The following is a 24,570-nucleotide window of genomic DNA, read 5'->3' as shown; positions in this document are numbered from 1 at the left end:
AAAAAAATTATTATCTGTGATTTAAAGTGAAGACCTTAAATCTTTAAAGCTGTAGAGATAATCATTTATTAAGTAGTACAGGTTCTCCCAGTCCAACTTCTTTCAGCCTTTCCAATTGGGTTTCGGCATCACCTACAATCACATAGTACATGTTGTTTGGGTTGAGGTATTTTTGTGCAAGCTCCCTAATTTGTTCCAGGCTTATATTTTTGACAATCTCTTCCTGTTGTTTCACGTAGTCGTTGCTCCAGTCATAGTTACTAATGTTTCTTAGCATTTGCAATTTTGAGGAAAGAGTTTCGAATTCTCGTGCCTGGCTTTTTATCATGAAGCCTTTTGTCACCTCCAGGTCTTCACTGGTGAAACTGTCTGGATATTTCTCTATGATTTCCTTGATAAGGCTAACAGCTTCTAAAGTAACATTTGTACGCACCCCTGTAGAAATGCTGAATGGCCCAGGCAAAGTACTACCACTAAAAGAGGAGCGAATACCATAGGTGTAGCCTTTTCCTTCCCGCAATTCCTGTGTCAATTGTGAGGCAAAACCACCGCCACCAAGCCTGTAGTTCATAATGTTTGCAGGATAAAAATCAGGATGCGTTTCAGCCAGCGCAGGATATCCAAACCTGAATACCGATTGCTTTGCACCCGGTACATCATAAAAATAGATCACCGGTTCTTCGGGTACTTTTGGAGTTGGCAGTTCAGGAAAATCAACTTCTTTTACTTCCCAGTTCTGCACCAGGTCAAGGACTGCCATAGCGGCATCATCCCGTTCCACATCTCCAACAATAAGGTAATTTGCAATATTTGGAGCAAAATTCCGGTTGTAGTAATCTTTTAAATCCTGCAGCTGAATAGTTGCCAAAGAAGCTTCTGTTCCTAAATTGTTGTGCGAAAGAATATGATCTTCTCCATAAATTGCTTTTTTAAATTCATTGGCTGCAATGGCATTTGGCGAACCTTGTTGCTGCTGAATGTCGCTTATAACCTGTTGCTTGCTCAGTGCAAATTCTTCTTCGCTCCATCTTGGTTCCAGGAGGATTTCCTTGACCAAAGCCATGGTCTCTTCATAATTCCTGGCGAGACTGCTGCCTCTTAGCACGATGCTTTCATCTCCTGCATACACATTAATACTGGCACCTAAAAGCTCAATGGCTTCTTCCAGTTCTTGGGGAGTTTTGTTAGCGGTACCTTTGGTCATCATTTCGGCAAGCAGGTTGGAAACCCCAACTTTTTCGGGATTCTCCAGCAAAAGTCCGCCTTTTATCTCCAGTTGAAATTGCACCACAGGCACTTCAGAATTTGTAATTCCGAAGATCTCGAGGCCGCTGTTGGAAAGGCTGTCTTTCCATATCTCAGGGACAGAAATCTGCGGGGCGGGTCCGTATGCCGGCTCTATGCTTCGGTCAAAGGAGGAATGCGTTCTTTCATAGCTCACTGCCGCATCCAGATCAAATTCCTCTTCGGCGCCCATGACAATTTCTTCTTCTTCGATTGCAGCTTCTTTAGAGTTTGCAAGGCTTAATTCCTGTTGGCCCTTTGGGACGAAACTTGTCGCCACATAATTCTTTCCTTTAATGTACTTATTGTAAACCCGCATTACATCTTCCGGAGTGATTGCCAGGATCTTTTCAACTTCTGTGTTAATAAAGTTCGGGTCTTTCGCAAAAATTTGATACTGCGCCAGCTGAAATCCTTTTCCAAGGACGCTGGAAAGACCGTTGTAAAAGTTTGTTTCCTGCCTTGCCTTTATACGCTGCAGGTCTTTTTCTGAAATTCCTTCCTGTTCGAATTTCCTGAAGGTTTCTCCAATGGCGGTATGAACAGAATCAAGATCTTTACCGTCATAGGCTCTTACCTGAACCATCACCTGTCCCGCCAGTTCTGAAGTATAATTGTACATTCTTACATTAGAAGTCAGTTTTTGGTCTGCTACCAGATTCTGGTAGAAAGGTGCATTTTTCCCGTCAGAAAGAAAAGAGGCCAATACCTCCAGGGCATAAGAATCTGGGTGATAAGAATAAACTCCGGGCCAGGCAATGGTTAATTCCGGCAGCTGGGCAAAATTATCTTCATAAAACAATTTTTTAGTGCTCTTGAGCTTAACCGGTTGTTTTTCAAGAGGCGCTATTTTCTGCCCTCTTTGAATCTCTCCAAAATACTTTTCAACCCATTCTTTAGCCTGCGCAGTATCAAAATCTCCGGCAATCGTGAGAATGACATTGTTAGGAACGTACCACTGATTATAAAAATCCTTTACATCCTGTAAAGTGGCATTTTGGAGATCTTCAAGTGAGCCGATGACCTGCCAGTTATAGGGGTGATCTTCAGGATACAGATTTTGATCAATCACAGCCATGGTGTGGCCATAAGGCCTGTTGTCAACCCCCTGGCGTTTTTCATTTTTGACCACCTGCTTTTCCTTGGCTAAAACCGGTTCTGTAACTGTATTTATAAAGAACCCGAGCTTATCGGCTTCTGCCCAGATCATCTTTTCCAAAGCGTCATTTGGAACGGTTTGAAAGTAGTTAGTGCGGTCGCGGCTGGTAGAACCGTTGGCTCCCGAGCCCCCGATGCGAGCACTGAGCTTATCAAGTCCGCCTTTGCCAAGGTTTTCAGATTCCAGAAAGAGCAGGTGCTCAAACAAATGTGCAAAACCTGTGCGACCTTCTTTTTCTCTCGCCGAACCTACGTGGCTGGTTAGTGCCACCGCCACGACAGGATCTGACCTGTCTACGTGGAAAATTACTTTTAGGCCGTTATCCAGCGTAAAAGTCTCATAATCTACTTTAAATCCTTCAGCTGAAGAATTTTGCTGCTGGGCGAAAATTGATCCCGGAAAGATAAGCAGCATCAGGATCCAAAAATGGTGTTTTTTAATCATTTTTTTCAGAGTAATTATTCACGAATATTATACGACGATGAGGTAAGAAACATAAGCTATGNCGAAAATTGATCCCGGAAAGATAAGCAGCATCAGGATCCAAAAATGGTGTTTTTTAATCATTTTTTTCAGAGTAATTATTCACGAATATTATACGACGATGAGGTAAGAAACATAAGCTATGTAAAGCAGGAGCATGAAAATACCTTCCCAACGTTCCAGTTTTCTTCCTTTCCCCGTGAAAATAAATATAAATAGCAGTAAACTAGCACCAATATTGACAAAAATATCAAGAAATGAGCCTTCATTAAGTAGTAGAGGTGAAATTGTTGTGGAAGTTCCTAAAATGAGGAAAATGTTGAAAATATTTGAACCTACGACGTTTCCAATTGCAATATCCACATTTTTTTTGCGTACGGCAATGATAGAAGTAGCAAGTTCGGGCAGGGAAGTTCCAATGGAAACCACGGTTAAGCCAATCACCCTTTCAGAAAACCCAATTACTTCAGCGATGCTCACGGCACTGTCCACAATCAGTCTTCCGCCGAGAATGAGTCCTGCAAGTCCTAAAATGATGAATAATATGGCTTTTCCGGTGGTGTAATCTTTTGTTTCCATCTCTTCCTGCTCCCCGCCGGCTTTTGCGACGGTGAGGTTATAAACAAGAAAAATGGCAAAGAATAAAAGTAGGACGATCCCTTCGGAACGCGTGATCATATTGGAAGTGGCTTCATTGAGGAAAAGATCGGCACCAATGATGAGTATGCAAACAGCAGCCAGTAAACTCAGCGGAATTTCCAGCCAGGTGGTATTGTTCTTTACTGTTAATGGGTAAATAATAGCCGAAATACCCAGTATCCCCAGGATGTTAAAAATGTTACTTCCCAGCACGTTTCCCAACACCATTTCTGTACTGTCGCTTATGGCAGCAAAAACGTTCACCACAAGCTCGGGTGCAGAAGTTCCGAAGGCGACGATGGTAAGACCTATCACAATATTGGGAATTCCGAGTTTTACCGCAACACTCGAAGCAGCGTCCACAAGACTGTTTGCACCTAAAATAAGAGCCACAAAACCGGCCAATAATAAAAGGATGTCTATGATCATTAATGTATAAATAAGGGAGTAAATATACTATTCCCTTCCAGCATTTTTATAAAATTATAGCGGGTATCTAAAAATAGTATTTTGGCATTACATTCTGTAATTATCATTGTTTACAAAAAAGATGGAATTAACGAAAAACAGCTTTCCATTTTCCCAGAAAGCGCGGAACAATGGGTTATCAACCATATAAATGATACTGCCACGCCCCATAGGTTCTTCTCCAAAAACCATGGAGTTGGTTATCTTTTTTTGCGCAGTGCTCCCGGCAAACCCAGAAACTACTTCCGGTTCTCCTTCAATGTAGGCAACATTGTATCCATTATCTAAAAATGCATAGCTGTTGGCACTCAGTTTTAATGAGAAATATTCATTGGGGTAACCAAAAGCCATGGGGTGTGTATGATCTACTTTTGTTTTTATAATACTTCCGGTGATAAGATCTTTTATATTTTCTCTTTCCCTTTCGGCATATGGAAGAAGGTTTTTCTCCTGAAGGCTGTCCTTGGCAGATTCTTTTTTATTTACTTCAAGGTCCAGGCCTTCTTTTCCAGCAAACAAGCCTACCGCATTATCGAGGGCAATTATTTTTCCGCCGCTTCTTACCCAGCTTGTAAGTTTCTTGAATTCATCTTCGGGAAAAATGTCACTATACCTTCCTGAAGGCAAAATGAGTACATCAAAATTGTTGAGGTCAATCCGGTTTAAATATTCTGTATCAATAGAAGTGAGTGGATAGTTTAGTTCCTGTTCAAAAAAGTACCAGATCTCTCCATAATTGAGGGAAGAAGTTCCTTCTCCGCGCAAAACGGCAATTCTTGGTTTGTTAATGATCTTTACACTGGAAGAACCAAAATCGGGCCCCGATGTGGAAAAACCGGTATTAGCAACTGTAAGTCGCCTGTTATGTTGATTCGCGAGTGCTACAAGTCTGGAATCAAAATTTTCCAGGGTACGATTATCACTTTTGGTGATGATAAGGCTGCCGGCATCAAATTTTTCATTTGCATTTTCAACAGCGATTTCTGTAAATCGCACTTTAAAATCCTCTTTTAGAAGGGCAGCAAGAAATTTCGCGTCCTGCATACTGTTCCATTTTGAAATGTAACCTGCTCCCGCAGGATTTGCAGTGTTTTTAACTACAGCCGTTTCCTGAACCGCCTTTCCCGAAATTTTCCTGGTGCTTGCCACCGCGTCAAGTCCGTAAGCGTAGGGAAGGCTCCAGGCTGTAATATCATACGTAAGAGAATCCACCAGTTTTGCAGCAGGTTCCATGAGTACTTTTACCATTTTACCTTTCGGCTGATCTGTATTAATAATTACCGTGTTTTCCGAAGCATTTTGCCTGATTTGCTTTTTGGATGCATAATCAAAACCCCGAAGGCTTGTGCCGGCTCCAGCTTCGTTGTAAGTAATCTCATGCCGGTTTAGCAATTCTTTGAGTGCATCCAATTTGTCGGGATTTCCGCTAAGGGCGTAACTTTTTACTCCCAAGCCGGAGTTATCGTAAAAATTCTGAAATTCAGCATTTAATTTTCCTGCATTTTCCGAAGCCACTTCTACTGTGGAAAGTCCGGCGGCAGTATGGTGTGCAACCCTGTCAACCAATGTAAGCACGTAACCTTCTTCGGTTTCAATGCCCAGACCTGCGCGGCCGTGCCCCGCCTGCTCATAGGTCATTCCAATCGCACCCATGTAGGTGGGGTAGGTGTCGCCATAACTGGGGTACAGAAGGTCAAAACGCTCCCCCGTGAAATACAACCAGCCTTCTTCATCAAAGTAGCGGGCATTGTTGCGGCCAATTTCTGTTTGGAATTCTCGTTGAAATGGGGTAATGATCTCATGAAAAGGCTCGGCGGCTGGCGCAAAATAGTAAGGATCGTTGATTCCCTGTTCGTGAAAATCTACATGAATGTGAGGTAACCACTGGTTATAAATTTCCAGGCGCTGCCTTGTTTCAGTTTGTGTGGCCCAGGCCCAGTCGCGGTTGAGGTCGAAAAGGTAATGATTTGGTCTTCCACCCGGCCAAGGTTCCATGTGTTCTACGGCATCGGGATTTTCATTGTAAGGATTCGCTTTCACCTGATTGTACCAGTTCACGTAGCGGTCGCGCCCATCTGGATTAACGCTTGGATCCATAATAATTACGGTATTTTCAAGCCATTCCTTTTTAGAAGTAAGCAGTTCGTAAGCAGTTTTCATGGCAGCTTCGGTGCTGGAAGCTTCGTTACCATGTACATTGTTGCTTAGCCACACAATTGCTTTTTCAGAATTCTGAGGAGAAATATTACTGTTTCCTTCTGCCTTTTGCAGATGATCATTTCTTATTTGCTCGAGATTTTGCAGGTTTTCTTCCGAAGAAATTACTGCGTAAGTTAAAGGTCTTCCTTCATAGGTTTTTCCGTAGGTATGATATTGTACCAGGGGAGAATTTTCTGCAAGTTGAGTGAAATAATCTATCACCTTGTGATGAGGTGTGAACTGTGTGCCGATTTCGTAACCCAAAAAATCTTCAGGAGAGGGCAGGTTTTGAGAAATTATAAACTGAAAATTGAGAAATAAAATGGAAAGGAAGAACAGTGATTTTTTCATCTAACTTTTTGTTTGTTCCGGGTTAAACGAGTAAAGATAGTACACCGCGGGGAATTAATTAAAATTAGCCAGAGAAAAATATATAACTTCGGTATCTTTACGTTTTCAAAAATTACCTATGCCTACAGACTGTATTTCGTTTTCTGAAACCAATTATTTTATACCGCTTGTTTGCGATTATTTAAAGGAAAAAGAGGAGTTAAAGCCTTTTTATAACCGGTTTCCCAATCTCGAAAATTTTAAAGTTCAGCTGGAGGAAAAAGCAGCTTCTTACAATTCTGAAAAAGGGGAAAAAAGAACCACTTTAGTTAAGGTGCTCCAGGAGCAGTATGAAAATTTAGAGATTTCTGAAGCTACTGCGCAAAATATCCAGTCTCTGGGAGATGACAAAACCTTTACGATCACAACAGGTCACCAACTAAATCTTTTTACGGGGCCACTTTATTTTCTGTACAAGATCATTTCAACAGTCAACCTGGCCGAGCAGCTTAAAAAAGAGTATCCAGAATACCATTTTGTGCCGGTTTACTGGATGGCGACCGAGGATCACGACTTTGAAGAGATCAATTTTTTCTATCTCCACGGAAAAAAGTTCCAGTGGAATCCTTCAAAAAGCAGTAAAACAGGCGGCGCTGTGGGGGAATTACCTACAGATGGCCTGGAAGAAGTATTAAAACTCTTTTCTGCCGAGATTGGTGCCGGGAAAAATGCCGAATACCTGAAAGAACTGTTCAAAAAAGCCTATTTAGAACATTCCAACCTTACCGATGCCACGCGTTACCTCGCAAACGAGCTGTTTAAGGACCAAGGACTCGTGATTTTAGATGCTGCCGACCGGGAATTGAAAAAGTTCTTTATTCCGAAGATGAAAGAGGAATTGCTTTCCAAAAAGTCGCACGAAAACACCATTTTGAAGGCAGAAGCTTTGGCCGGTTTGGGTTACGGTGTACAGGTGAATCCGCGGGAGATCAATTTGTTCTACATGGAGGAAGGTCTACGCGAACGCATTAAAGAGCGGGACGGGAAATATTTTGTTCATGACACCGAAATTGAATGGACGCAGGAAGAGATTCTCGAACTTTTGGAAAAAGAGCCTGAAAAATTTAGTCCTAATGTGATCATGCGGCCGTTGTATGAAGAAATGCTGTTGCCAAACCTATGCTACATTGGTGGTGGCGGAGAGCTCGCTTACTGGTTTGAGCTGAAGGATTACTTTGAGGCTGTAAATATTCCTTTTCCAATTCTTTTGCTTCGGAATTCTGCTTTGATTCAAACTCAAAAGCAGGACGAAAAAAGGAAGAAACTGAAGATTTCAAACAAGGAAATATTCTTGAAGCAGCACGAGCTTATCAATAAAAAAGTGCGCCAAATTTCTAATATAGACATTGATTTTTCACCTCAAAAAGAGCATTTGGTAGACCAGTTTCAGAAAATGTATGAGCTGGCCGAACAAACCGATAAATCGTTTCTTGGCGCTGTGCGGGCGCAGGAGGTGAAGCAGTTGAAAGGCCTTGATAATCTTGAAAAACGGCTGTTAAAAGCGCAGAAGAGGAAGCTGGAAGATGAAGTGACACGCATTACAGACCTGCAAAATCAATTATTTCCAAATCAACGTCTGCAGGAAAGGCATCATAATTTCTCTGAGTTTTACCTGGAGTACGGCGAGAACTTCCTCGCAGAATTATTTAGAGAATTACAGCCGTTAGACCACAATTTTAAAATTATTTCGTTTTGAATAAAATGCATAAAATAGACATGGATCTGGTAGAAATGACTCTTGATGTCATGAAATATACCATAGACCGGATCTCAAATGTCACACCCGAACTGGGTTCTCCAAAAAAGGAAGAAGAACTTTTTGAGTTGGTGGGAGAAACTGTAACACCAAAAGGAATAGGAGGAGAGGTGGCTTTCAAAATGTTTCGTGATATTCTGGTAAAAGCTACTGTGCCTATAGACCATCCGCGGCACCTGGCTTTTGTACCCGCAGCTCCCAGCAGGGCAGCGATCATGTTTGACCTTGTCACTTCGGCGTCGAGTATTCACGGAGCTTACTGGATGGAAGGTGCCGGCGGAATTTTCTGTGAAAATCAGGCCATGAAATGGCTGGTTTCCCTCACCGGGTTGCCAGAAAGTGCCTTTGGTGTATTTACCAGCGGCGGTACAGCTGCAAATCTTTCGGCAATGGTGGCGGCCAGAGAAACATGGCGCTCAAAAAATCATGATAATATTGGCCGAAAAGCCCTCTTGTTAACTTCTAACGGTGCCCATTCCTCTATACAGGCCATGGCGAAAGTGATGGATGTGGATGTCGTGATGATTGATTGCCCCGATGAAAACCTGCGAGGCCACGCTCTTAGAACTGCAGTAGACGAACTTGAAGAAAAGGATAGAAAAAGGCTTTTTGCAGTAGTGGCAACAGGCGGAACTACCAACGCCGGAATCATTGACGAACTTGATTCTATTGCTGAAGTTTGCGAACAGGAAGATCTCTGGTTTCACGTAGATTGTGCCTACGGTGGAGGGGCTCTTGCCGCTCCCTCGGTACGGCATTTATTCAACGGAATTGAAAGAGCAGACAGTATCACCATAGATCCTCATAAATGGCTGTTTTCTCCTTACGATTGTGGCGCAGTGATCTATAAGAACATTGAACTGGCAAAAGATGCGCATTCCCAAAAAGGTTCTTATCTCGAAATCTTCAAAGATGAAGGAGCCGAAGGTTTTAATCCGGCAGACTATCAAATTCAGCTTACGAGAAGGTTGCGGGGGATGCCACTTTGGTTTTCTCTGGCCATGCATGGAACCGATAAATATCGTGATTCCATTGAACGGGGTATTGAACTGGCAAAGATTGCGGCTAAAAAGGTGGAAGACCTGGATTACCTGGAACTGGTGCGGCCGGCAAGTTTATCTGTAGTGCTTTTTAGGAGGAAAGGCTGGAGCGCAGAAGAATATCGCGACTGGACCTATAAAAATCACAAAGAAGGCCTGGCTTTGGTGACGCCTACAAAATGGAAAAAAGAGCAAGGTTTTGAAACCATTTCCCGCTTTTGTTTTATTAATCCTGAAACTACCGAAGAAGACATTGATATTATTTTAAAATCAATGGAATAATTTCATCAGGTTCCAAAAATGACATTTTATGAATGGTTTCTGATTCTTCGGAATTTGGAAACCATTTTTTATTTTATCGTGTTCATTTCTTCCATGGAAACTGTAGAACCTTCCGCCAGAATCACAGATTTTGGGGTTGCAGAAGAAAGAATATTGAATTCGGGTCCAAAAAGAAGGCTAAAATCCACTTTTACGCTGTATTCTTCCACTTCAAAAATGGGCCAATCGGGATGGGAAACTTTGTATTCATTTGTTTCCTCATTATTTCGTTTTCCATAGCCCCAGGGGCGGTCCATAAGAAATTCTTCTTCGCTGTTCTCCTGGAAAGGGGAAGCCACGATGCCGCTTTTTGCTTCTAAATGCTGCCATTCATCTTTGAAACGCCAGCTGTACCTTGCATTTATGGAAGTGTCATCTTCTGAAATATGCTGTTTTGTTACCAGTTTTTGATAATTCTCCTGAAAAAGCACATTTGCGAGTGTGTTTAAAGCTGCTTTATCAGCAATTTGAGAAATAAAAATGACTCCTTTTCGCCATTTTGCACCGTCAAATCGCTTTACATAGAAACGCAGGTTGATTTCTTCAAAATCGTTATTAAATGGGATTTTAAGATTCGCAACCTTGACATTTTTAAACTGAAAACCTACAAGACTGAGATAGCACTTTCCATTATAAAAATCGGGTTTGGTATGGGCAGGAAGATATTTTTCAATTAATTGTGGCGGAACCGTGTAATTCGCAAATACCAGGTTTTTCCATTCGGCGGTAAGCAGGCTCATTTCTCTTAATATTTATTAGCTCGTCTTTAGAACAGTTACAAGATACAAATTAGGAGAAGCGCTAGGTGGTAAAGAATGGTTAAAGCTCTGCTCATTTTATGCTGTTCTCGTTTATTCTATTTCATAATCGAGGCGCATGGTGATGGATGCGGTTTTTTTCTTATCGGCAGTATTGTAGGCTCCGCTCCAGCTGAAATCTTCACCGCTATTTTGTCCCGTGATCTGGAAGACGCCCATATTTGCACTTTTTAGCTCCCCAAGACTTCCACCACTGTTTTCGGCAATTTTTTCGGCTCTAAGGCGGGCATCTTCAGTGGCTTTTGAGATCATTTCAATTTTCAAATCGGCAATTTTAGTATAGTAATATCGGGGCGGAGTAGAGTTGAACTGCACGCCTTTGTTTAGCAGTTCGGTAATTTCCCTGGAAACATTTTCAATGAGTTCCACATCGTTCGATTCTATCTTTACCGATTGAATAAGCTCGTATCCTCTAAAAATACTGCCTACATAGTTGCCATTCTGATACTGATTTTCCCTTTGTTCATTGGTTTGAACTGAGTTGAAAACAATATTTTCCGGTTTGATTCCTTTGTTTAAAAGGTAATTTCGCACCGTCTCCTTATCCTGATTCAGCTCTTTGTAAGCCTGTTCCAGGTTTGGGCTTACTCGGCTAAACTGCCCTTCCCAAACAATGAGGTCTGATGTGAAATTCTCACTACCCGACCCCGTTACGGAAATAACCCCATCGGGATTGGCTCTGCTCACATAAGCGTTTCCTAAAAACCATGCAGCCAAAACAATGGCTATTGCAAAAATTACTGCTCCAATATATTTCATAAGTCGAGGGTTAAACTGAAAACTGAAGGTATAAAATTACAGGTTTGTTATCTTATTATTGCTTCAAATTTCTATTTTTGTGCATGCAAAACAACGTACTCATTTTAGATTTTGGGTCGCAGTATACGCAACTTATTGCGAGAAGAGTGAGAGAGCTCAATATTTTCTGCGAAATTTTTCCCTACAACAATTTACCCGAAGATTTTTCAACTTATAAAGCAGTTATTCTTTCCGGAAGTCCTTTTTCTGTGCGAGCTGAAGATGCACCGCATCCAGATCTTTCAAAAATCAGGAAAAAGCTTCCCCTTTTGGCGGTGTGCTATGGTGCACAATACCTGGCGCATTTTAACGGCGGAAAAGTAGAAGCTTCCGAAATAAGGGAGTATGGAAGGGCAAATCTTTCAGTAATCAAGGATAAGGAGCCGCTTTTTGAAAAGATTACAGAGAATTCTCAGGTGTGGATGAGTCACAGTGATACGATAAAAGACCTTCCGGAGAATGGAATTAGGCTTGCAAGTACACCCGATGTTCTAAATGCAGCCTACAGGATTGATGGTGAAGAAACTTTCGGAATCCAATTCCATCCTGAAGTTTACCATTCTACAGATGGAAAGCAGTTGCTGGAGAACTTTCTGGTACATATCGCCGGAGTGGAACAATCATGGACGCCAGAGGCTTTTGTAGATATGACGGTTGCAGAACTGAAAGAGAAAGTAGGGGATGAAAAGGTTGTATTAGGTTTGAGTGGCGGTGTAGATTCTACGGTAGCTGCTGTTTTGCTTCACAAAGCTATTGGTAAGAACCTGTATTGCATCTTTGTAAATAACGGACTGCTTCGAAAAGGAGAGTTTGAGAGTGTTCTTGATCAATATAAGCACATGGGGCTCAATGTAAAAGGGGTAGATGCTTCGGCACGTTTCTTGGATGCTCTTAAAGGGGTTTCAGATCCTGAATTAAAAAGAAAAGCCATCGGAAATGCCTTTATTGAAGTCTTTGATGATGAAGCGCACCAAATTACGAATGTGAAATACCTTGCACAGGGAACGATTTATCCTGATGTTATTGAATCTATTTCGGTAAACGGGCCTTCGGCCACCATCAAATCACATCATAACGTTGGCGGTTTACCAGATTTTATGAAGCTAAAAGTTGTTGAGCCGCTAAGAATGTTGTTCAAGGATGAGGTGAGAAGAGTAGGGGCAGAAATGGGAATCGACGATGAATTGTTGGGAAGACATCCGTTTCCCGGTCCCGGACTGGCAATAAGAATTTTAGGAGATATCACGGCAGAAAAAGTTCGTATCCTGCAGGAAGTAGATCATATCTTTATCCAGGGTTTAAAAGACTGGATGTTGTATGACAAAGTATGGCAGGCTGGAGCGATACTGTTGCCGGTAAGCTCGGTAGGAGTGATGGGAGACGAAAGAACTTATGAAAAAGTGGTTGCTTTAAGAGCAGTGGAATCTACCGATGGAATGACTGCCGACTGGGTAGATCTTCCTTATGATTTTTTACAAAAAACCTCCAACACAATAATTAACAGAGTAAAAGGCGTTAATAGAGTAGTGTATGACATTAGCTCAAAGCCACCTGCCACTATTGAGTGGGAATAAAAATATATCTATGAAAAGAATCATTGTACTTTTTCTCTTTTTTCAAATGCTTTCGGGTGCTGCTTTCGCTCAGCAGTACAAGTATCACATTGTTGAAGAAGGGGAAACAGTAGAAAGTGTCGCCAGGAAATATAACACCACTAAAGAGGCTATCTACCAGTTAAATCCTGATGCCCGCAATGGCGTTAGGGCGAGTAGCAAACTTGTGGTGCCTATTGGAGAACAAGTAGCCGCGGAAAACAATGAAGTGAAATTTGAAACGCACCGCGTTCGGCGTAAGGAAACCTTGTTTAGTCTTTCCCAGCAGTACAATGTTGAAATCGAAGATATAAGACGTTACAACAAACATCTTTATTCCGAAGAATTGCGAAGGGGAGAAAAAATTCGAATTCCAATAAGTATTCAAAAGACTACTGAAATCCCTAATGAAAAATTTCAAGATGAGGAGAGTCCGGCAAACATTTTAAATCTTTCTGCAGGTGAACATGTGGTGCTGCCGCAGGAAACAATGTATGGAATTTCCAGAAAGTATAATCTCACGATTGAAGAACTGGAAGAGTTGAATCCCGGTCTTGATTCGCTTCGGCCCGGTATGATCCTTAAAATCTCTACAGAAGAAGACAGGACGGCTGCCGCGCTGGAAGACAGACTTTTCAAATATTACCAGGTGCAGCCACAGGAAACTTTGTTTAGTCTTACCCGCAGGTTCGGAATTAGTAAAGACTCCTTGATTGTGCTGAACCCGGCCCTGGCCGATGGTTTAAAATCTGGAATGGTGCTTAAAATTCCTAATTTGGACGCGAGATTAGAATCTTCATATGCCCCTGAGGAGAATATTGTAAACCTCGAAAACAGTATTTCCAATTACGAAACGAAAAATCTCGTGGTTATGCTGCCGTTTAACCTGAACAAGATTACCCAAACCGACACCAGCTCGAATGCACAGCAACAAATTAAGCGTGACAAAGTACTGCAGATCTCCCTTGATTTTTACAGTGGAGTTTTAATGGCAATCGATTCTGCCAAAGCGATCGGGTTGTCTTCCAAAGTTCAGATCTTTGATACACAGCAGAGTGTCTATGAAGTAAACAATATTATCAACACAAATGATTTTAGTGATGTAGATGCGGTTGTAGGTCCTATTTTACAATCTACGGCAGAGGCGGCTGCAGGAAAATTAAGGCCTCAGGGTATTCCGGTAATTTCACCCCTGACAAAAAGGGAAACCAGCCGACTGGAGAATTTTTATCAAAGCAGGCCTACAGATGAAATGCTGACAGATGTAATGATTTCCTATCTCTCAGAAAATTCGGCAGGAAAGAATTTTATTATTGTTGCAGATGGTTCCGAAGCAAGTAAAAAGCAGCAGCTTATATCAGCTTTTCCGGGCGCGCGCGTGGTCACTCCAAAGCAGGGGAATGTAGTGGATAGGAGTCAGCTGGCTTCGGTACTTGTGAAAGAGAGGTCTAATTGGGTCATTTTAGAAAGCAATAGCATTGGCGTGTTGAGTAACACGACTTCTTATTTGAATTCCCTTGCAGACGATTTTGATATTACTCTTTTTACGACCAACAAGAACAATTCTTTTGAAAGTGATAATATTTCGAACAGGCATCTTAGTAAGCTACATTTTCATTATCCTTCGGTTGACAAGGAGTATGAAAGGTCCGAAGCGAATGCCTTCGTGAAAAATTATTCGCAAAAGTACGGAGTGGAGCCAAATAGATATGCAGTGAGAGGCTTTGATGTGACGTACGATATTCTTTTGAGACTCGCTTCGTCTGGTAACCTTACCGAATCTATGGAAGCTGATATCACTACAGAATATGTTGAAAATAAATTCAGCTACGGAAAAACTCCTACGGGTGGTTATTTGAACCGCGCTATTTACATTATGTCTTATGACGACGATATGACCTTAAAAGTAGTAAGATAATGACCTCTAAAGTAACCTACCTCGGAAATTTAAGAACCGAATGTGAGCATATAAAAAGTAGCTCTACTTTAATTACAGATGCGCCTTTGGATAACAACGGCAAAGGAGAAGCTTTTTCTCCAACAGATACTGTGGCGACCGCCCTGGCAAGTTGTATGTTCACGATTATTGGAATTAAAGCCGAAGAACATGGTTTTGACATCAAAGGAGCTTATGCCGAAGTTACCAAAACGATGGCAGCCAATCCACGCCGTATTTCAGGGATAAAAGTTGAACTGAATTTCACTGGTTCTTATAATGAGAAGATCACTGCGATCATTGAACGATCTGCAAGAAATTGCCCTGTGCTTCAAAGCCTGCATCCCGATATTGAGCTGGATATAGAATTTGTGTACAACAAATAGCAGCTTGTTAAAATAAGCGGGAATTATTCATTTTTTATTTTTTTGGTTTGCTTCTTGTTTAGGAGAAAGTGAATTAAATATGCCATTTTTAGATGTACAGAATTTTTTTCTTTCTTTTCTTATTTTCAGGATTTAACAGTTTTTCCCAAAATGCTGAGGTAAAGATGCCGTGGAGTGCAGAAATGCCGCTTTCCTGGGAGAATTTTGAAGCAACACCCGATGAGAACAACCGGTTTTCGGCAATGACAAATACCGGAATTGCCTATTCCTGGTCTTTGAAGAGTTTTATGGGGAAGAACGACTTTCAATATGAAGTACAAAGCAATTTTTACCCCGGAAATTCCTGGGTAAAACCCGATAAAAAAGACGCTTATTTACTAGCCCATGAGCAGCTGCACTTTGATATTTCAGAATTGCATGCAAGAAAGCTTCGGAAGGCATTGGAGGAATATAAACTTACTAAAAATGTAAAACAGGATCTTCAGAAAATATACAAGGCTATTGAATTGCAAAGGCATGAAATGCAACAGAAGTTTGACCTTGAAAGCAGGCACAGTACGCAGAAAGAAGCCGAAGATAAGTGGCAGAAATTTGTAAGATCTGAGCTTGAAAAATATGAAGATTTCGCCCTTTAAAGCACAGCTGCTTCAGCTTTTGCTTCTTCAAATTCTGTTATTATATTTTTTACGATCTCTGCAGCCGGCTTAATGTCGTGAATTAGTCCGGCAATTTGCCCTATCTCAAGTTCTCCTTCTTCAAGATCTCCTTCAAACATCCCCTTTTTGGCCCTTGCACGGCCTAACAACTTGATGAGATCTTCTTTGGTAGGGTTGGAAGCATAGAGTTCTGTAACCTGCTCAAAAAACCTGTTTTTCAGCAATCTTACAGGGGCGAGTTCTTTGAGCGTAAGAGTGGTATCACCTTCATTTGCCTCGACCACACGTTGCTTAAAAGCTGCATGAGAACTTGCTTCATCACTTGCCACAAAGCGGCTTCCCACCTGTACGGCATCGGCGCCCAAAACCATTGCGGCAAGCATACCTTTCCCGGTGGCGATTCCCCCGGCAGCGATCAGTGGAATCTTTATTTTTTCCTTTACCATGGGAATGAGGGTGAAGGTGGTGGTTTCATCCCTGCCATTGTGCCCACCGGCTTCAAAGCCTTCGGCAACAACAGCATCTACGCCGGCCTGTTCTGCTTTTAGCGCAAACTTCACACTGCTCACCACATGTACTACTTTCATTCCCTTTTCCTGTAGATGGCTGGTCCAGGTTTTAGGATTTCCTGCAGAAGTAAAAACGATCTCAACACCTTCCTCGATAAGAATATCCATGATTTTTTCCAGGTTTGGGTAAAGCATTGGAACATTTACGGCAAAAGGATTACTGGTCGCTTTTTTACATTTTTTGATATGCTCTCTAAGCACTTCGGGATACATAGATCCTGCACCTATAATACCAAGTCCGCCGGCATTGCTAACTGTGCTGGCAAGTTTCCAGCCGCTGGCCCATATCATTCCTGCCTGGATTAGGGGATATTTTATGTTAAAAAGCTGCGTAATTCTGTTCGCCATAAATTTTTGAGATTTAATGAGAAGTTATGAAATTACGCCCGAGCCTACAAGTTCCTCTTCAAAATACCAAGCTACGAATTGTCCTTCGGTAATCGATGCCTGTGGTTCAGAAAATATAATGTACATGCCATTTTCCGTTTGATGCAGGGTGGCATCCTGCAGCGGTTGCCTGTACCGAATGCGTGCCTGCACCTTTAGGGTTTCATCGTTTTCAATACGTAAATCTGGCCGCACCCAATGTAATTCTTCATTTGAAACAAACAACCCGCGGCGGTAGATTCCCGGGTGATCTTTGCCCTGACCCGCGTAGATCACATTTTGATCTACATCTGTTTCAATGACGAAAAGTGGCTCCGGTGTGCCTCCAACTGCGAGACCTTTGCGTTGGCCCTTCGTGAAATAATGAGCGCCCTGGTGTTTTCCTACTACTTTGCCATCGTTAGGCTCATAAGTGAATTTTTTAGAAAGAAATTCCAATTCTTCAGTTTTGCTGCTGAAATCTTGTTGATTTTGTTCGTAAACTTTTGTTTCTGGATCTACTTCAACGATCACCCCTTCCTTTGGCTGTAATTTCTGCTGAAGGAATTCCGGAAGCCTTACTTTTCCAATAAAGCAAAGTCCTTGAGAATCTTTCTTATCAGCAGTAACAAGGTCTTGTTCAGAAGCTATTTTTCGCACTTCAGATTTTTGAAGTTCCCCTATTGGGAATAGGGTTTTCGCTAATTGTTCCTGGGAAAGTTGACACAAAAAGTAAGATTGATCCTTATTTTGATCTTTTCCCGAAAGCAGCTGATATTTTTTTTCACCATCGATTATGGTTTTTCCTTTGCGGCAGTAGTGCCCCGTAGCGACATAATCTGCTCCTAAAGAGAGGGCGATCTTCATGAAGACATCAAATTTTATCTCGCGATTGCAAAGTACATCGGGATTTGGAGTGCGTCCACGTTCATATTCATTGAACATATAATCAACGATACGCTCCTTGTATTCTGAACTAAGATCAACAGTTTGAAAGGGAATTCCCAATTTATCGGCAACCAGCATGGCATCATTGGAGTCATCCAACCAGGGACATTCCTTAGAAATCGTGACTCCTTCATCGTGCCAGTTTTTCATAAAAAGGCCAATGACTTCATAGCCCTGTTCTTTTAATAAATATGCTGAAACGCTGGAATCTACTCCTCCCGATAAGCCTACAACTACTCTTTTCATGCTTTACTTTTTTTTCCCGAAAATAAATTGTTCGTCAACTTCAGTATGGGTTTATAGACGGAAAAGGAGTTGCAAAATTACATAAAAAATCAAACTTTCTGTTCCATGGGTGTGGCGAGAAAAGATGAAAAAAGAAAGGGTAGCCAATAAGCCACCCTTCAAGAATTAGGATTGAAAACCCTATTTTTCAAAATATAATACTACCTGTAATCCATTATAAGAACTGGTGAAAGAAAATTCGTCTTCACTCTGGAATTCCACGGTGCCGTCAAAAGAACCATATCCTGGTATGCTTACGGAGTAATCATTACCATCTCCGGTCCATTCCCCTGAATCGGTTTCAGCCTGGCAGTCATTATCTGCATTGTAGAAGGTCCATTCAGTAGTATTGTTCTCATTAAACGTTATGGTGGGATTGTTAGGACATTCTTCCAAATCAAAGAGTGGAGGTTGTGAGGCTACTAAATCCCAGGTGGCTTTTATATCTCCGGTAGTGGTTCCATCATCATCGCTGCTGCAGGAAGTGAAGGAAAATGTCGCTGCTGCCAGTAAAATTAATAATACGTGCTTTTTCATAATTTTTTCTTTTTTAATTGTTGTAAAGGTAAAAAAACCTCAACTTAGTTTTGGCTGCTAAAGTCTTTTTCCTCTTTTAATTTTCCGTTTTCGTAGTATTTCCAGAGTCCGTGATGCATGTCATTCTTATAATTTCCTTCGGTTTCAAGTACTCCCTTTCCATTATAAAATTTTGCCGGCCCATGCAATTCTCCGTTTCTGTAGGTGAGATGTTCCAGAACAATCCCTTTTTCTGAGTACATGATCTTTTCACCCTCAAGTCGCCCATTGCTATAAAAGGTTCTTTCAGCCGGAGTGCCATTTTCATAATATGTGATCTTTTCACCTTCCAGATGGCCGTTCTTATAGTTTTCGGTCATCATCAGCTTGTCTGAATTTTGATGGTAATATTTCCACAAACCTATACGCAGACTATCCTTCATCTTACCTTCACTAATCAAATTTTTTCTTTGGGTAAAGAATTTTACCTCTACAGTATCATGCTGAACAGAAAATAGTTTGGTGGCTGCCGGATGCTCCTGCCCGGGTTGATAGAATCGAAAAATGCCTTTTTCCCTGCCATGCTCAAAGGTCCCTTCGTACCGAAGCTGGTTTTCATCTTTATCATAGTACTTTTTCCATAAGCCATGCCTGCGACCTTCGCTGTCGAGCTGATTAATTGATTCCTGTGCATGCGCGGTTATGCCAAAGATCAATAACAGTGAAAAAATAAATGCTTTCATTCTCAATTTTTGATTTGCGATGTAGTGTTAAAAATAATGATTTAAGAAGGCTATGGAAAACCATATGAATAATTAATATATTGTTTATATTAATGTAACTAAACTTAAACATAATATATTTTATATATAACTTAATTTTGGAATGATCATTAAAACTTATAGCATATGAAATCATTATTAAAACTTTGGAATGTCTTGCTCATGGTTCTTCTGCTTCCTGGAATAGCAGCCTGCAGCAATGACGATGATGACAATGGAATACCACCAACGGTAGAAACCAATACCATAGCGGATTTTGTAGCCTCAAATGAGAATTATTCTTCCCTGGAGGCTGCGTTGGAAGCCACTGGCTTAACAGAGACATTAGACAATTCTACTGAATACACTGTATTTGCACCTGATAATGATGCTTTTGAGGCTTTTTTATCGGCAAATGGTTTTGCTAATCTTGAGGAAGTTCCTCTAGATCTACTTACAAGGCTGCTTCTGAACCACGTACAGGCTGGTTCTATTTCTTCAGGAGATCTTACTACAGGATATATTGAAAGCATGGCCGTTGGAATGGCATTTGAAGAGAATCTTAGTATGTACATAGATACTTCAGATGGAGTCATGATCAATGGTGTTGCACGGGTAGTGACGGCAGATGTTGAAGTGGATAATGGGGTGATTCATGCAGTAGATGCTGTAATTGGACTTCCAGATATCACCACCTTTGCACTGGCAGATCCTACTTTTGAAATTCTCGTAAATGCACTAACTCGCGAAGAATCTTTCAGTTTCGTGGAAACGCTAATGATGACTTCAGATCCTGCACCATTTACTGTTTTTGCTCCTACCAATGATGCTTTTTCGATGCTATTAACTGAGCTTGATGCAGAAAGTCTTGCAGACTTCCCTACAGAGGTATTGCAAAATACATTAAGTTATCATGTCATTTCCGGAGCAAATGTGAGATCCTCAGATCTTATGGATGATATGCAAGCGGAAATGTTAAATGGGGAAATGGTAATTGTAAACCTTAGTGATGCAGTGATCCTTACAGATGTTAATGATAGAATGGCAACGGTGGTAGCAGCCAATGTGCAGGCTAACAATGGCGTTATTCACGTAATTGACACAGTACTACTGCCCTCCATGTAGATTGTTGTTTGTGTTAGATGAGGAAAGCCCGGTACAGAGATACCGGGCTTTTCATTCTTTTAATAAGGAGAAGAATATTATTTCTTTCCTTTCTTCTGCTGTTGCTCTGCCTGTTCCATCATCTCCTGCATCTTACGGGCAAATTTACCTTGCTTCTTAGGTTTCTTCTTGTTCTCCTGAATTTTTGCGTGGATCTTATCTTCATCAATAATAAAGTTTTTTATGATCAACACCAAAAAGATGGTAATTAGGTTTGAAGTGAGGTAATACAAAGACAAGCCACTCGCAAAGTTGTTAAAGAAGAACAACATAAAAATGGGTGACAGGTACATTAAAAATTTCATATTCGGCATCCCGGGTTGTTGTGCATTTTGCATTGTCTGCCCGGTTGTCATCATCATATAGATAAAGATGGCAATGGAAGCCAGGATAGGGAATAAGCTTATGTGGTCACCATAAAAAGGAATATTAAAAGGAAGATCTGCGATTTTATCGTAGCTTGAAAGATCCTCTGCCCATAAGAAGCCTTTTTGCCTCAAATCAAAAGCACTCGGGAAAAATTGGAATAAAGCGTAGAAAACAGGAAGTTGCATCAAAGCCGGTATACACCCGGCCATAGGGCTGGCACCGGCCTTGCTCTGCAGCTTCATCGTTTCCTGTTGTTTCTTCATCGGGTTGTCCTTGTACTTCTCATTAAGTTCATTGATCTCGGGGCGCAATACTTTCATTTTTGCCTGAGACAGGTACTGTTTATACTGAACTGGGGACAATAACAATTTAATCGCTACAGTCATTAAAATAATGGCAATTCCTGCAGGAAAATAATTAATTAAAAACCCGAAAAACGGAATGATCACATATTTATTGATCCATCCAAAGATACCCCAACCCAAAGGCATAATTTCATCCAAGTTGCGATCGTAATTGTTCAGAATTTGATAATCACTGGGACCATAATACCAATTCATGTTGTAGTTAAGCTCTCCACCTTTTAACTCCAGTGGAAAAGTAGAGGCAAAAGATTTAGTGTAAAGCGTGTCCACCTCTTCATCCTCAACCAGGTTTTGTGCGACGAATCGCCCCGTTTCAAAAGGAGTATCGGTTAAAAGAATGGAAGTAAAGAAGTGCTGTTTATAAGCAACATAGGTAACATCCTGTTCTTCATCTTCGCCATCGCTCACATCATCATCATTGCCGCCATCATATTCATAAACAAGTTCTGTGTAATTGTTTTCATAGGAAATACTTTTGGCATGACGATACCCCTTCAGCGCCCAGTCAAGGGTAAGATCGTTCGACGGATTGAACACATCATTAAGCCCCTGTGACCTGATGCTGAAATCCATCATGTATTCTCCCGGTTTCAGCACATAACGATATTCCAGGTACTCATTTTCTGAAACTTTTAATTTCATACTAAGCACCTCATTGTCGCCAACAGTGCTTACAGAAGGTTCAAAATAAAGATTCCGGGTGTCGAGGACGCGGCCATCTGTTGTGGCAAAATTGATATTGAAAGTGGCATTTCCATCCCTTATAAGATAAACCGGAATAGAATCATAGGTCTTATAATTCTTTAATCTCGCTTCGGAAATGTAACCACCCTTATTCGAGATCTTTAGTTCAAGAACATCATTGGAAATGGTAGTGATATTTTCTGTAGCTGAAGGTAAAGTAGCAGAATAACCAAAAGCTCCAAGTCTACTTTGCGCTGCGGCAATAGCAGCCGAATCTCTGGATGGTGTAATTGCCTTTGAGAGATCTTCCAAAGGATCTCCAGATTCTACCTGCTCTGTAATGATTTGTTCCTGATTATCAACTTCTTCGGCTTCAGGTTTATTGGTGTATAACATCCACAACAGGATTCCACCAATAAGAAGGAAACCTATGAGGGAGTTGACGTCGAATTTTTTTTCTTCCATTATATATTTAAATAAAGATTGCGGCGATAATCCGCTTTTTTAAGCTAGTCAATAAATTGACCACTTAAGATTTTTGTGCCAAGCTGGCAGCTTTTTTTTCTTCTGAGTATTCTTTTGCAGCTTTTACAAAACTGATAAACAATGGGTGAGGAGTGGCTACAGTACTTTTATATTCCGGGTGGTATTGTACTCCTAAAAACCATGGGTGCTCGGGGATTTCAATGATCTCCACCAGTTTTGTTTTGGGATTTATCCCGGTATTGACCATTCCTGCAGCTTCCAGTTGATGCGTATACTGGCTGTTGTATTCAAAACGGTGCCTGTGCCTTTCGCTTATAGAAGGTTTGTTATAGATCTTTTGAGCGAGAGAACCTTCCTTTAATTCACATTCCCAGGATCCCAATCTCATGGTGCCTCCTTTATGAGTGATATCTTTCTGTTCTTCCATAAGATCAATCACAGGGTGCGGTGTGTCAGAGTCCATTTCAGTGGAATTTGCATTTTTTAGCTGCAATACATTTCGTGCAAATTCAATTACCGCCATTTGCATTCCAAGGCATATTCCAAGAAATGGAAGCTTGTTTTCCCGGGCAAAACGCACGGCATCTATCTTTCCTTCAATGCCACGTTCGCCAAATCCCGGTGCCACGAGAACTCCATCCAAATGAGCGATTTTGTTCTTGATGGTAGTGTCATTGATGAATTCCGAATGAATACTTTCAATATTCACCTTTACCTCATTATGCGCCCCGGCATGTATAAAAGCTTCCAGAATAGATTTATAGGAATCCTGTAACTCCACATATTTTCCAATTAGCCCTATGGTAACTTCGTGCTTCGGATTTTTATGACGCTCCAAAAACTGGTTCCACTGTGTAAGGTTTGGTGATGTCTCGTCTGGCAGCGAAAGTTTCTTTAGCGTAACCGTATCAAGCCCTTCCTCTAACATAAGATTTGGAACATCGTAAATTGTGGAAGCATCAATAGATTGAATCACCGCTTCCTGTTTTACATTGCAAAACAAAGCCAGTTTCCTGCGGATGTCATCTCCTAACTCATGCTCTGTACGGCAAACAAGAATATCGGCTTTTATTCCGCTTTCCATTAGTGTTTTTATACTATGCTGACTAGGTTTCGTCTTAAGTTCCCCGGCAGCCGAAAGGAATGGCACCAAAGTAAGGTGAATGACCAGGGCATTTTCGTCGCCCAATTCCCATTTTAGCTGTCGCACTGCCTCGATATAAGGCAAAGATTCAATATCTCCTACAGTTCCGCCAATTTCGGTGATGACAATATCAAATTCTCCTGTTTTTCCGAAGATCTGGATACGTTCTTTGATTTCGTTGGTTATATGTGGAACTACCTGTACGGTTTTTCCCAGAAATTCGCCCCTGCGTTCTTTTTCAATCACACTCTGGTAAATTCTTCCCGTGGTAACGTTGTTGGCCTTTGAAGTATTTACATTTAAAAAGCGCTCATAATGACCCAGGTCGAGGTCGGTTTCGGCGCCATCTTCAGTGACAAAACATTCTCCATGTTCGTAAGGGTTAAGCGTTCCCGGATCAACATTAATGTATGGATCCAGTTTCTGAATAGTGGTCTTGTAACCTCTCGCTTGAAGCAATTTTGCCAAAGATGCGGCAATAATACCTTTTCCAAGGGAAGAGGAAACACCGCCTGTGACAAAAATGTACTTGGTTTCGGCCATTTTAAAGAATGATTTGCGTTGTTGTATTCAGGGCGCTAAAATACAAAGAAGAATAGAAAAAGAAACCATTCACAGGAGTTTATGTTATGAAAACTTTAAGGGTTTACTACCTCAAAATGGCATTTTGAGAATGCTTTCTATCTTGGATATTTAAGCCTTATGGCTCTTAAAATGTGTTCCATACCGTTTACCTTCAGTTCAAAAACCTGCTCAAGCTGTGAACCTAATTTTCCTTTTGGAAATCCCTGTTGCCGAAACCAAACCAGGTAAAACTCTGGTAATTCAGATAAATATCTTCCTTTATACTTCCCAAAGTGCATTTTAGCATGTGCAAGGTTGAGTAATTCTCTATGATTCGGCTGAATTTCCATGACTGCGAATTTCTAAAAAATTACTTCGGAAAAAATTAATTACTAAATATTATTTTTCGGCACGTTTTCTTCTG

The 24,570-nt window shown here is 41.2% G+C and carries 19 protein-coding genes; 7 read left to right on the top strand and 12 right to left on the bottom strand.

The window, feature by feature from the left end:
• Window positions 1-61 precede the first annotated feature (61 nt).
• From ACOV1Q_RS11530 to ACOV1Q_RS11520, 3 genes are all read right to left on the bottom strand, one after another.
• The gene (locus ACOV1Q_RS11530; RefSeq protein WP_424494549.1) at window positions 62-2,887 is read right to left on the bottom strand and encodes a M16 family metallopeptidase; all 2,826 of its coding nucleotides are present in this window, start codon (window positions 2,885-2,887) and stop codon (window positions 62-64) included.
• A 150-nt stretch (window positions 2,888-3,037) separates the two neighbouring features.
• Entirely contained in the window at window positions 3,038-3,994 is a 957-nt protein-coding gene (locus ACOV1Q_RS11525) for a calcium/sodium antiporter (protein WP_424494548.1), read from the bottom strand.
• An 87-nt stretch (window positions 3,995-4,081) separates the two neighbouring features.
• Window positions 4,082-6,583 carry a M14 family metallopeptidase gene (locus ACOV1Q_RS11520; protein ID WP_424494547.1) on the bottom strand — a complete coding sequence of 834 codons (2,502 nt, stop codon included), beginning with the start codon at window positions 6,581-6,583 and terminating at the stop codon, window positions 4,082-4,084.
• Window positions 6,584-6,701: 118 nt separating this feature from the next.
• Here ACOV1Q_RS11520 and bshC point away from each other — a divergent pair, with 118 nt between their 5' ends.
• Entirely contained in the window at window positions 6,702-8,318 is a 1,617-nt protein-coding gene (gene bshC / locus ACOV1Q_RS11515; protein WP_424494546.1) for a bacillithiol biosynthesis cysteine-adding enzyme BshC, read from the top strand.
• 5 nt (window positions 8,319-8,323) lie between these two features.
• Complete coding sequence (locus ACOV1Q_RS11510; RefSeq protein WP_424494545.1) at window positions 8,324-9,700, top strand: pyridoxal phosphate-dependent decarboxylase family protein; 1,377 nt, start codon at window positions 8,324-8,326, stop codon at window positions 9,698-9,700.
• Window positions 9,701-9,768: 68 nt separating this feature from the next.
• Here ACOV1Q_RS11510 and ACOV1Q_RS11505 read toward each other — a convergent pair whose 3' ends face one another.
• Together ACOV1Q_RS11505 and ACOV1Q_RS11500 are read right to left on the bottom strand one after the other, a co-directional pair.
• Complete coding sequence (locus ACOV1Q_RS11505) at window positions 9,769-10,479, bottom strand: YqjF family protein (protein WP_424494544.1); 711 nt, start codon at window positions 10,477-10,479, stop codon at window positions 9,769-9,771.
• A gap of 111 nt (window positions 10,480-10,590) precedes the next feature.
• Complete coding sequence (locus ACOV1Q_RS11500; RefSeq protein ID WP_424494543.1) at window positions 10,591-11,316, bottom strand: SIMPL domain-containing protein; 726 nt, start codon at window positions 11,314-11,316, stop codon at window positions 10,591-10,593.
• Between the two features lie 83 nt (window positions 11,317-11,399).
• On the opposite strand from ACOV1Q_RS11500, the gene guaA reads away from it, so the two are divergent.
• From guaA to ACOV1Q_RS11480, 4 genes are all read left to right on the top strand, one after another.
• A complete protein-coding gene (gene guaA / locus ACOV1Q_RS11495; protein ID WP_424494542.1) occupies window positions 11,400-12,929 on the top strand; it encodes a glutamine-hydrolyzing GMP synthase in 1,530 nt (509 codons plus the stop codon).
• Window positions 12,930-12,939: 10 nt separating this feature from the next.
• Window positions 12,940-14,865, top strand: coding sequence for an amino acid ABC transporter substrate-binding protein (locus ACOV1Q_RS11490; protein ID WP_424494541.1), 1,926 nt, complete (start codon window positions 12,940-12,942; stop codon window positions 14,863-14,865).
• On the top strand, window positions 14,865-15,269 hold the full coding sequence (locus ACOV1Q_RS11485; RefSeq protein ID WP_424494540.1) for an OsmC family protein: 405 nt from the start codon (window positions 14,865-14,867) through the stop codon (window positions 15,267-15,269). The genes ACOV1Q_RS11490 and ACOV1Q_RS11485 overlap by 1 nt, the downstream gene beginning before the upstream one ends.
• A 92-nt stretch (window positions 15,270-15,361) precedes the next feature.
• Window positions 15,362-15,904, top strand: a complete 543-nt coding sequence (locus ACOV1Q_RS11480; protein ID WP_424494539.1) for a DUF922 domain-containing protein — start codon at window positions 15,362-15,364, stop codon at window positions 15,902-15,904.
• Here the strand turns inward: ACOV1Q_RS11480 and ACOV1Q_RS11475 are convergent.
• The 4 genes from ACOV1Q_RS11475 to ACOV1Q_RS11460 all read right to left on the bottom strand — a co-directional run bounded on the left by ACOV1Q_RS11475 (window position 15,901) and on the right by ACOV1Q_RS11460 (window position 19,352).
• On the bottom strand, window positions 15,901-16,842 hold the full coding sequence (locus ACOV1Q_RS11475) for an NAD(P)H-dependent flavin oxidoreductase (RefSeq protein WP_424494538.1): 942 nt from the start codon (window positions 16,840-16,842) through the stop codon (window positions 15,901-15,903). The two genes, ACOV1Q_RS11480 and ACOV1Q_RS11475, sit on opposite strands and share 4 nt — an antisense overlap.
• 24 nt (window positions 16,843-16,866) lie before the next feature.
• Window positions 16,867-18,054: a tRNA 2-thiouridine(34) synthase MnmA gene (gene mnmA / locus ACOV1Q_RS11470; protein ID WP_424494537.1), complete on the bottom strand. Its 1,188-nt coding sequence runs from the start codon at window positions 18,052-18,054 to the stop codon at window positions 16,867-16,869.
• Window positions 18,055-18,234: 180 nt separating this feature from the next.
• Window positions 18,235-18,630 carry a lipocalin family protein gene (locus ACOV1Q_RS11465; RefSeq protein WP_424494536.1) on the bottom strand — a complete coding sequence of 132 codons (396 nt, stop codon included), beginning with the start codon at window positions 18,628-18,630 and terminating at the stop codon, window positions 18,235-18,237.
• Between the two features lie 44 nt (window positions 18,631-18,674).
• Window positions 18,675-19,352, bottom strand: a complete 678-nt coding sequence (locus ACOV1Q_RS11460; protein ID WP_424494535.1) for a toxin-antitoxin system YwqK family antitoxin — start codon at window positions 19,350-19,352, stop codon at window positions 18,675-18,677.
• A 165-nt stretch (window positions 19,353-19,517) separates the two neighbouring features.
• Here ACOV1Q_RS11460 and ACOV1Q_RS11455 point away from each other — a divergent pair, with 165 nt between their 5' ends.
• Complete coding sequence (locus ACOV1Q_RS11455) at window positions 19,518-20,495, top strand: fasciclin domain-containing protein (protein WP_424494534.1); 978 nt, start codon at window positions 19,518-19,520, stop codon at window positions 20,493-20,495.
• Window positions 20,496-20,572: 77 nt separating this feature from the next.
• Here the strand turns inward: ACOV1Q_RS11455 and yidC are convergent, their stop codons facing one another.
• The 3 genes from yidC to ACOV1Q_RS11440 form a co-directional block, all read right to left on the bottom strand.
• Window positions 20,573-22,417 (bottom strand): membrane protein insertase YidC, encoded by a 1,845-nt coding sequence (yidC, locus tag ACOV1Q_RS11450; RefSeq protein ID WP_424494533.1) that lies wholly within the window; start codon window positions 22,415-22,417, stop codon window positions 20,573-20,575.
• Window positions 22,418-22,481: 64 nt separating this feature from the next.
• On the bottom strand, window positions 22,482-24,125 hold the full coding sequence (pyrG, locus tag ACOV1Q_RS11445; RefSeq protein ID WP_424494532.1) for a CTP synthase: 1,644 nt from the start codon (window positions 24,123-24,125) through the stop codon (window positions 22,482-22,484).
• Between the two features lie 137 nt (window positions 24,126-24,262).
• Window positions 24,263-24,496, bottom strand: coding sequence for a DUF3820 family protein (locus ACOV1Q_RS11440; protein ID WP_424494531.1), 234 nt, complete (start codon window positions 24,494-24,496; stop codon window positions 24,263-24,265).
• Window positions 24,497-24,570: the final 74 nt, after the last annotated feature.

It is taken from the genome of Salinimicrobium maris (assembly GCF_049680855.1).
Classification (GTDB): domain Bacteria; phylum Bacteroidota; class Bacteroidia; order Flavobacteriales; family Flavobacteriaceae; genus Salinimicrobium.
Note: the sequence above shows the minus strand (reverse complement) of the source record. Positions and strands in the feature narration are given on the sequence as shown.

What these genes read in the sequence shown, in the direction of transcription:
- ACOV1Q_RS11505 (WP_424494544.1), bottom strand. Translation starts at nt 10,479, where the DNA reads ATGAGCCTGCTTACCGCCGAATGGAAAAACCTGGTATTTGCGAATTAC.
- ACOV1Q_RS11485 (WP_424494540.1), top strand. Translation starts at nt 14,865, where the DNA reads ATGACCTCTAAAGTAACCTACCTCGGAAATTTAAGAACCGAATGTGAG.
- yidC (WP_424494533.1), bottom strand. Translation starts at nt 22,417, where the DNA reads ATGGAAGAAAAAAAATTCGACGTCAACTCCCTCATAGGTTTCCTTCTT.
- ACOV1Q_RS11510 (WP_424494545.1), top strand. Translation starts at nt 8,324, where the DNA reads ATGCATAAAATAGACATGGATCTGGTAGAAATGACTCTTGATGTCATG.
- ACOV1Q_RS11500 (WP_424494543.1), bottom strand. Translation starts at nt 11,316, where the DNA reads ATGAAATATATTGGAGCAGTAATTTTTGCAATAGCCATTGTTTTGGCT.
- guaA (WP_424494542.1), top strand. Translation starts at nt 11,400, where the DNA reads ATGCAAAACAACGTACTCATTTTAGATTTTGGGTCGCAGTATACGCAA.
- ACOV1Q_RS11520 (WP_424494547.1), bottom strand. Translation starts at nt 6,583, where the DNA reads ATGAAAAAATCACTGTTCTTCCTTTCCATTTTATTTCTCAATTTTCAG.
- ACOV1Q_RS11440 (WP_424494531.1), bottom strand. Translation starts at nt 24,496, where the DNA reads ATGGAAATTCAGCCGAATCATAGAGAATTACTCAACCTTGCACATGCT.
- mnmA (WP_424494537.1), bottom strand. Translation starts at nt 18,054, where the DNA reads ATGAAAAGAGTAGTTGTAGGCTTATCGGGAGGAGTAGATTCCAGCGTT.
- ACOV1Q_RS11475 (WP_424494538.1), bottom strand. Translation starts at nt 16,842, where the DNA reads ATGGCGAACAGAATTACGCAGCTTTTTAACATAAAATATCCCCTAATC.
- bshC (WP_424494546.1), top strand. Translation starts at nt 6,702, where the DNA reads ATGCCTACAGACTGTATTTCGTTTTCTGAAACCAATTATTTTATACCG.
- ACOV1Q_RS11530 (WP_424494549.1), bottom strand. Translation starts at nt 2,887, where the DNA reads ATGATTAAAAAACACCATTTTTGGATCCTGATGCTGCTTATCTTTCCG.
- ACOV1Q_RS11465 (WP_424494536.1), bottom strand. Translation starts at nt 18,630, where the DNA reads ATGAAAAAGCACGTATTATTAATTTTACTGGCAGCAGCGACATTTTCC.
- ACOV1Q_RS11525 (WP_424494548.1), bottom strand. Translation starts at nt 3,994, where the DNA reads ATGATCATAGACATCCTTTTATTATTGGCCGGTTTTGTGGCTCTTATT.
- ACOV1Q_RS11455 (WP_424494534.1), top strand. Translation starts at nt 19,518, where the DNA reads ATGAAATCATTATTAAAACTTTGGAATGTCTTGCTCATGGTTCTTCTG.
- ACOV1Q_RS11490 (WP_424494541.1), top strand. Translation starts at nt 12,940, where the DNA reads ATGAAAAGAATCATTGTACTTTTTCTCTTTTTTCAAATGCTTTCGGGT.
- ACOV1Q_RS11480 (WP_424494539.1), top strand. Translation starts at nt 15,362, where the DNA reads ATGTACAGAATTTTTTTCTTTCTTTTCTTATTTTCAGGATTTAACAGT.
- pyrG (WP_424494532.1), bottom strand. Translation starts at nt 24,125, where the DNA reads ATGGCCGAAACCAAGTACATTTTTGTCACAGGCGGTGTTTCCTCTTCC.
- ACOV1Q_RS11460 (WP_424494535.1), bottom strand. Translation starts at nt 19,352, where the DNA reads ATGAAAGCATTTATTTTTTCACTGTTATTGATCTTTGGCATAACCGCG.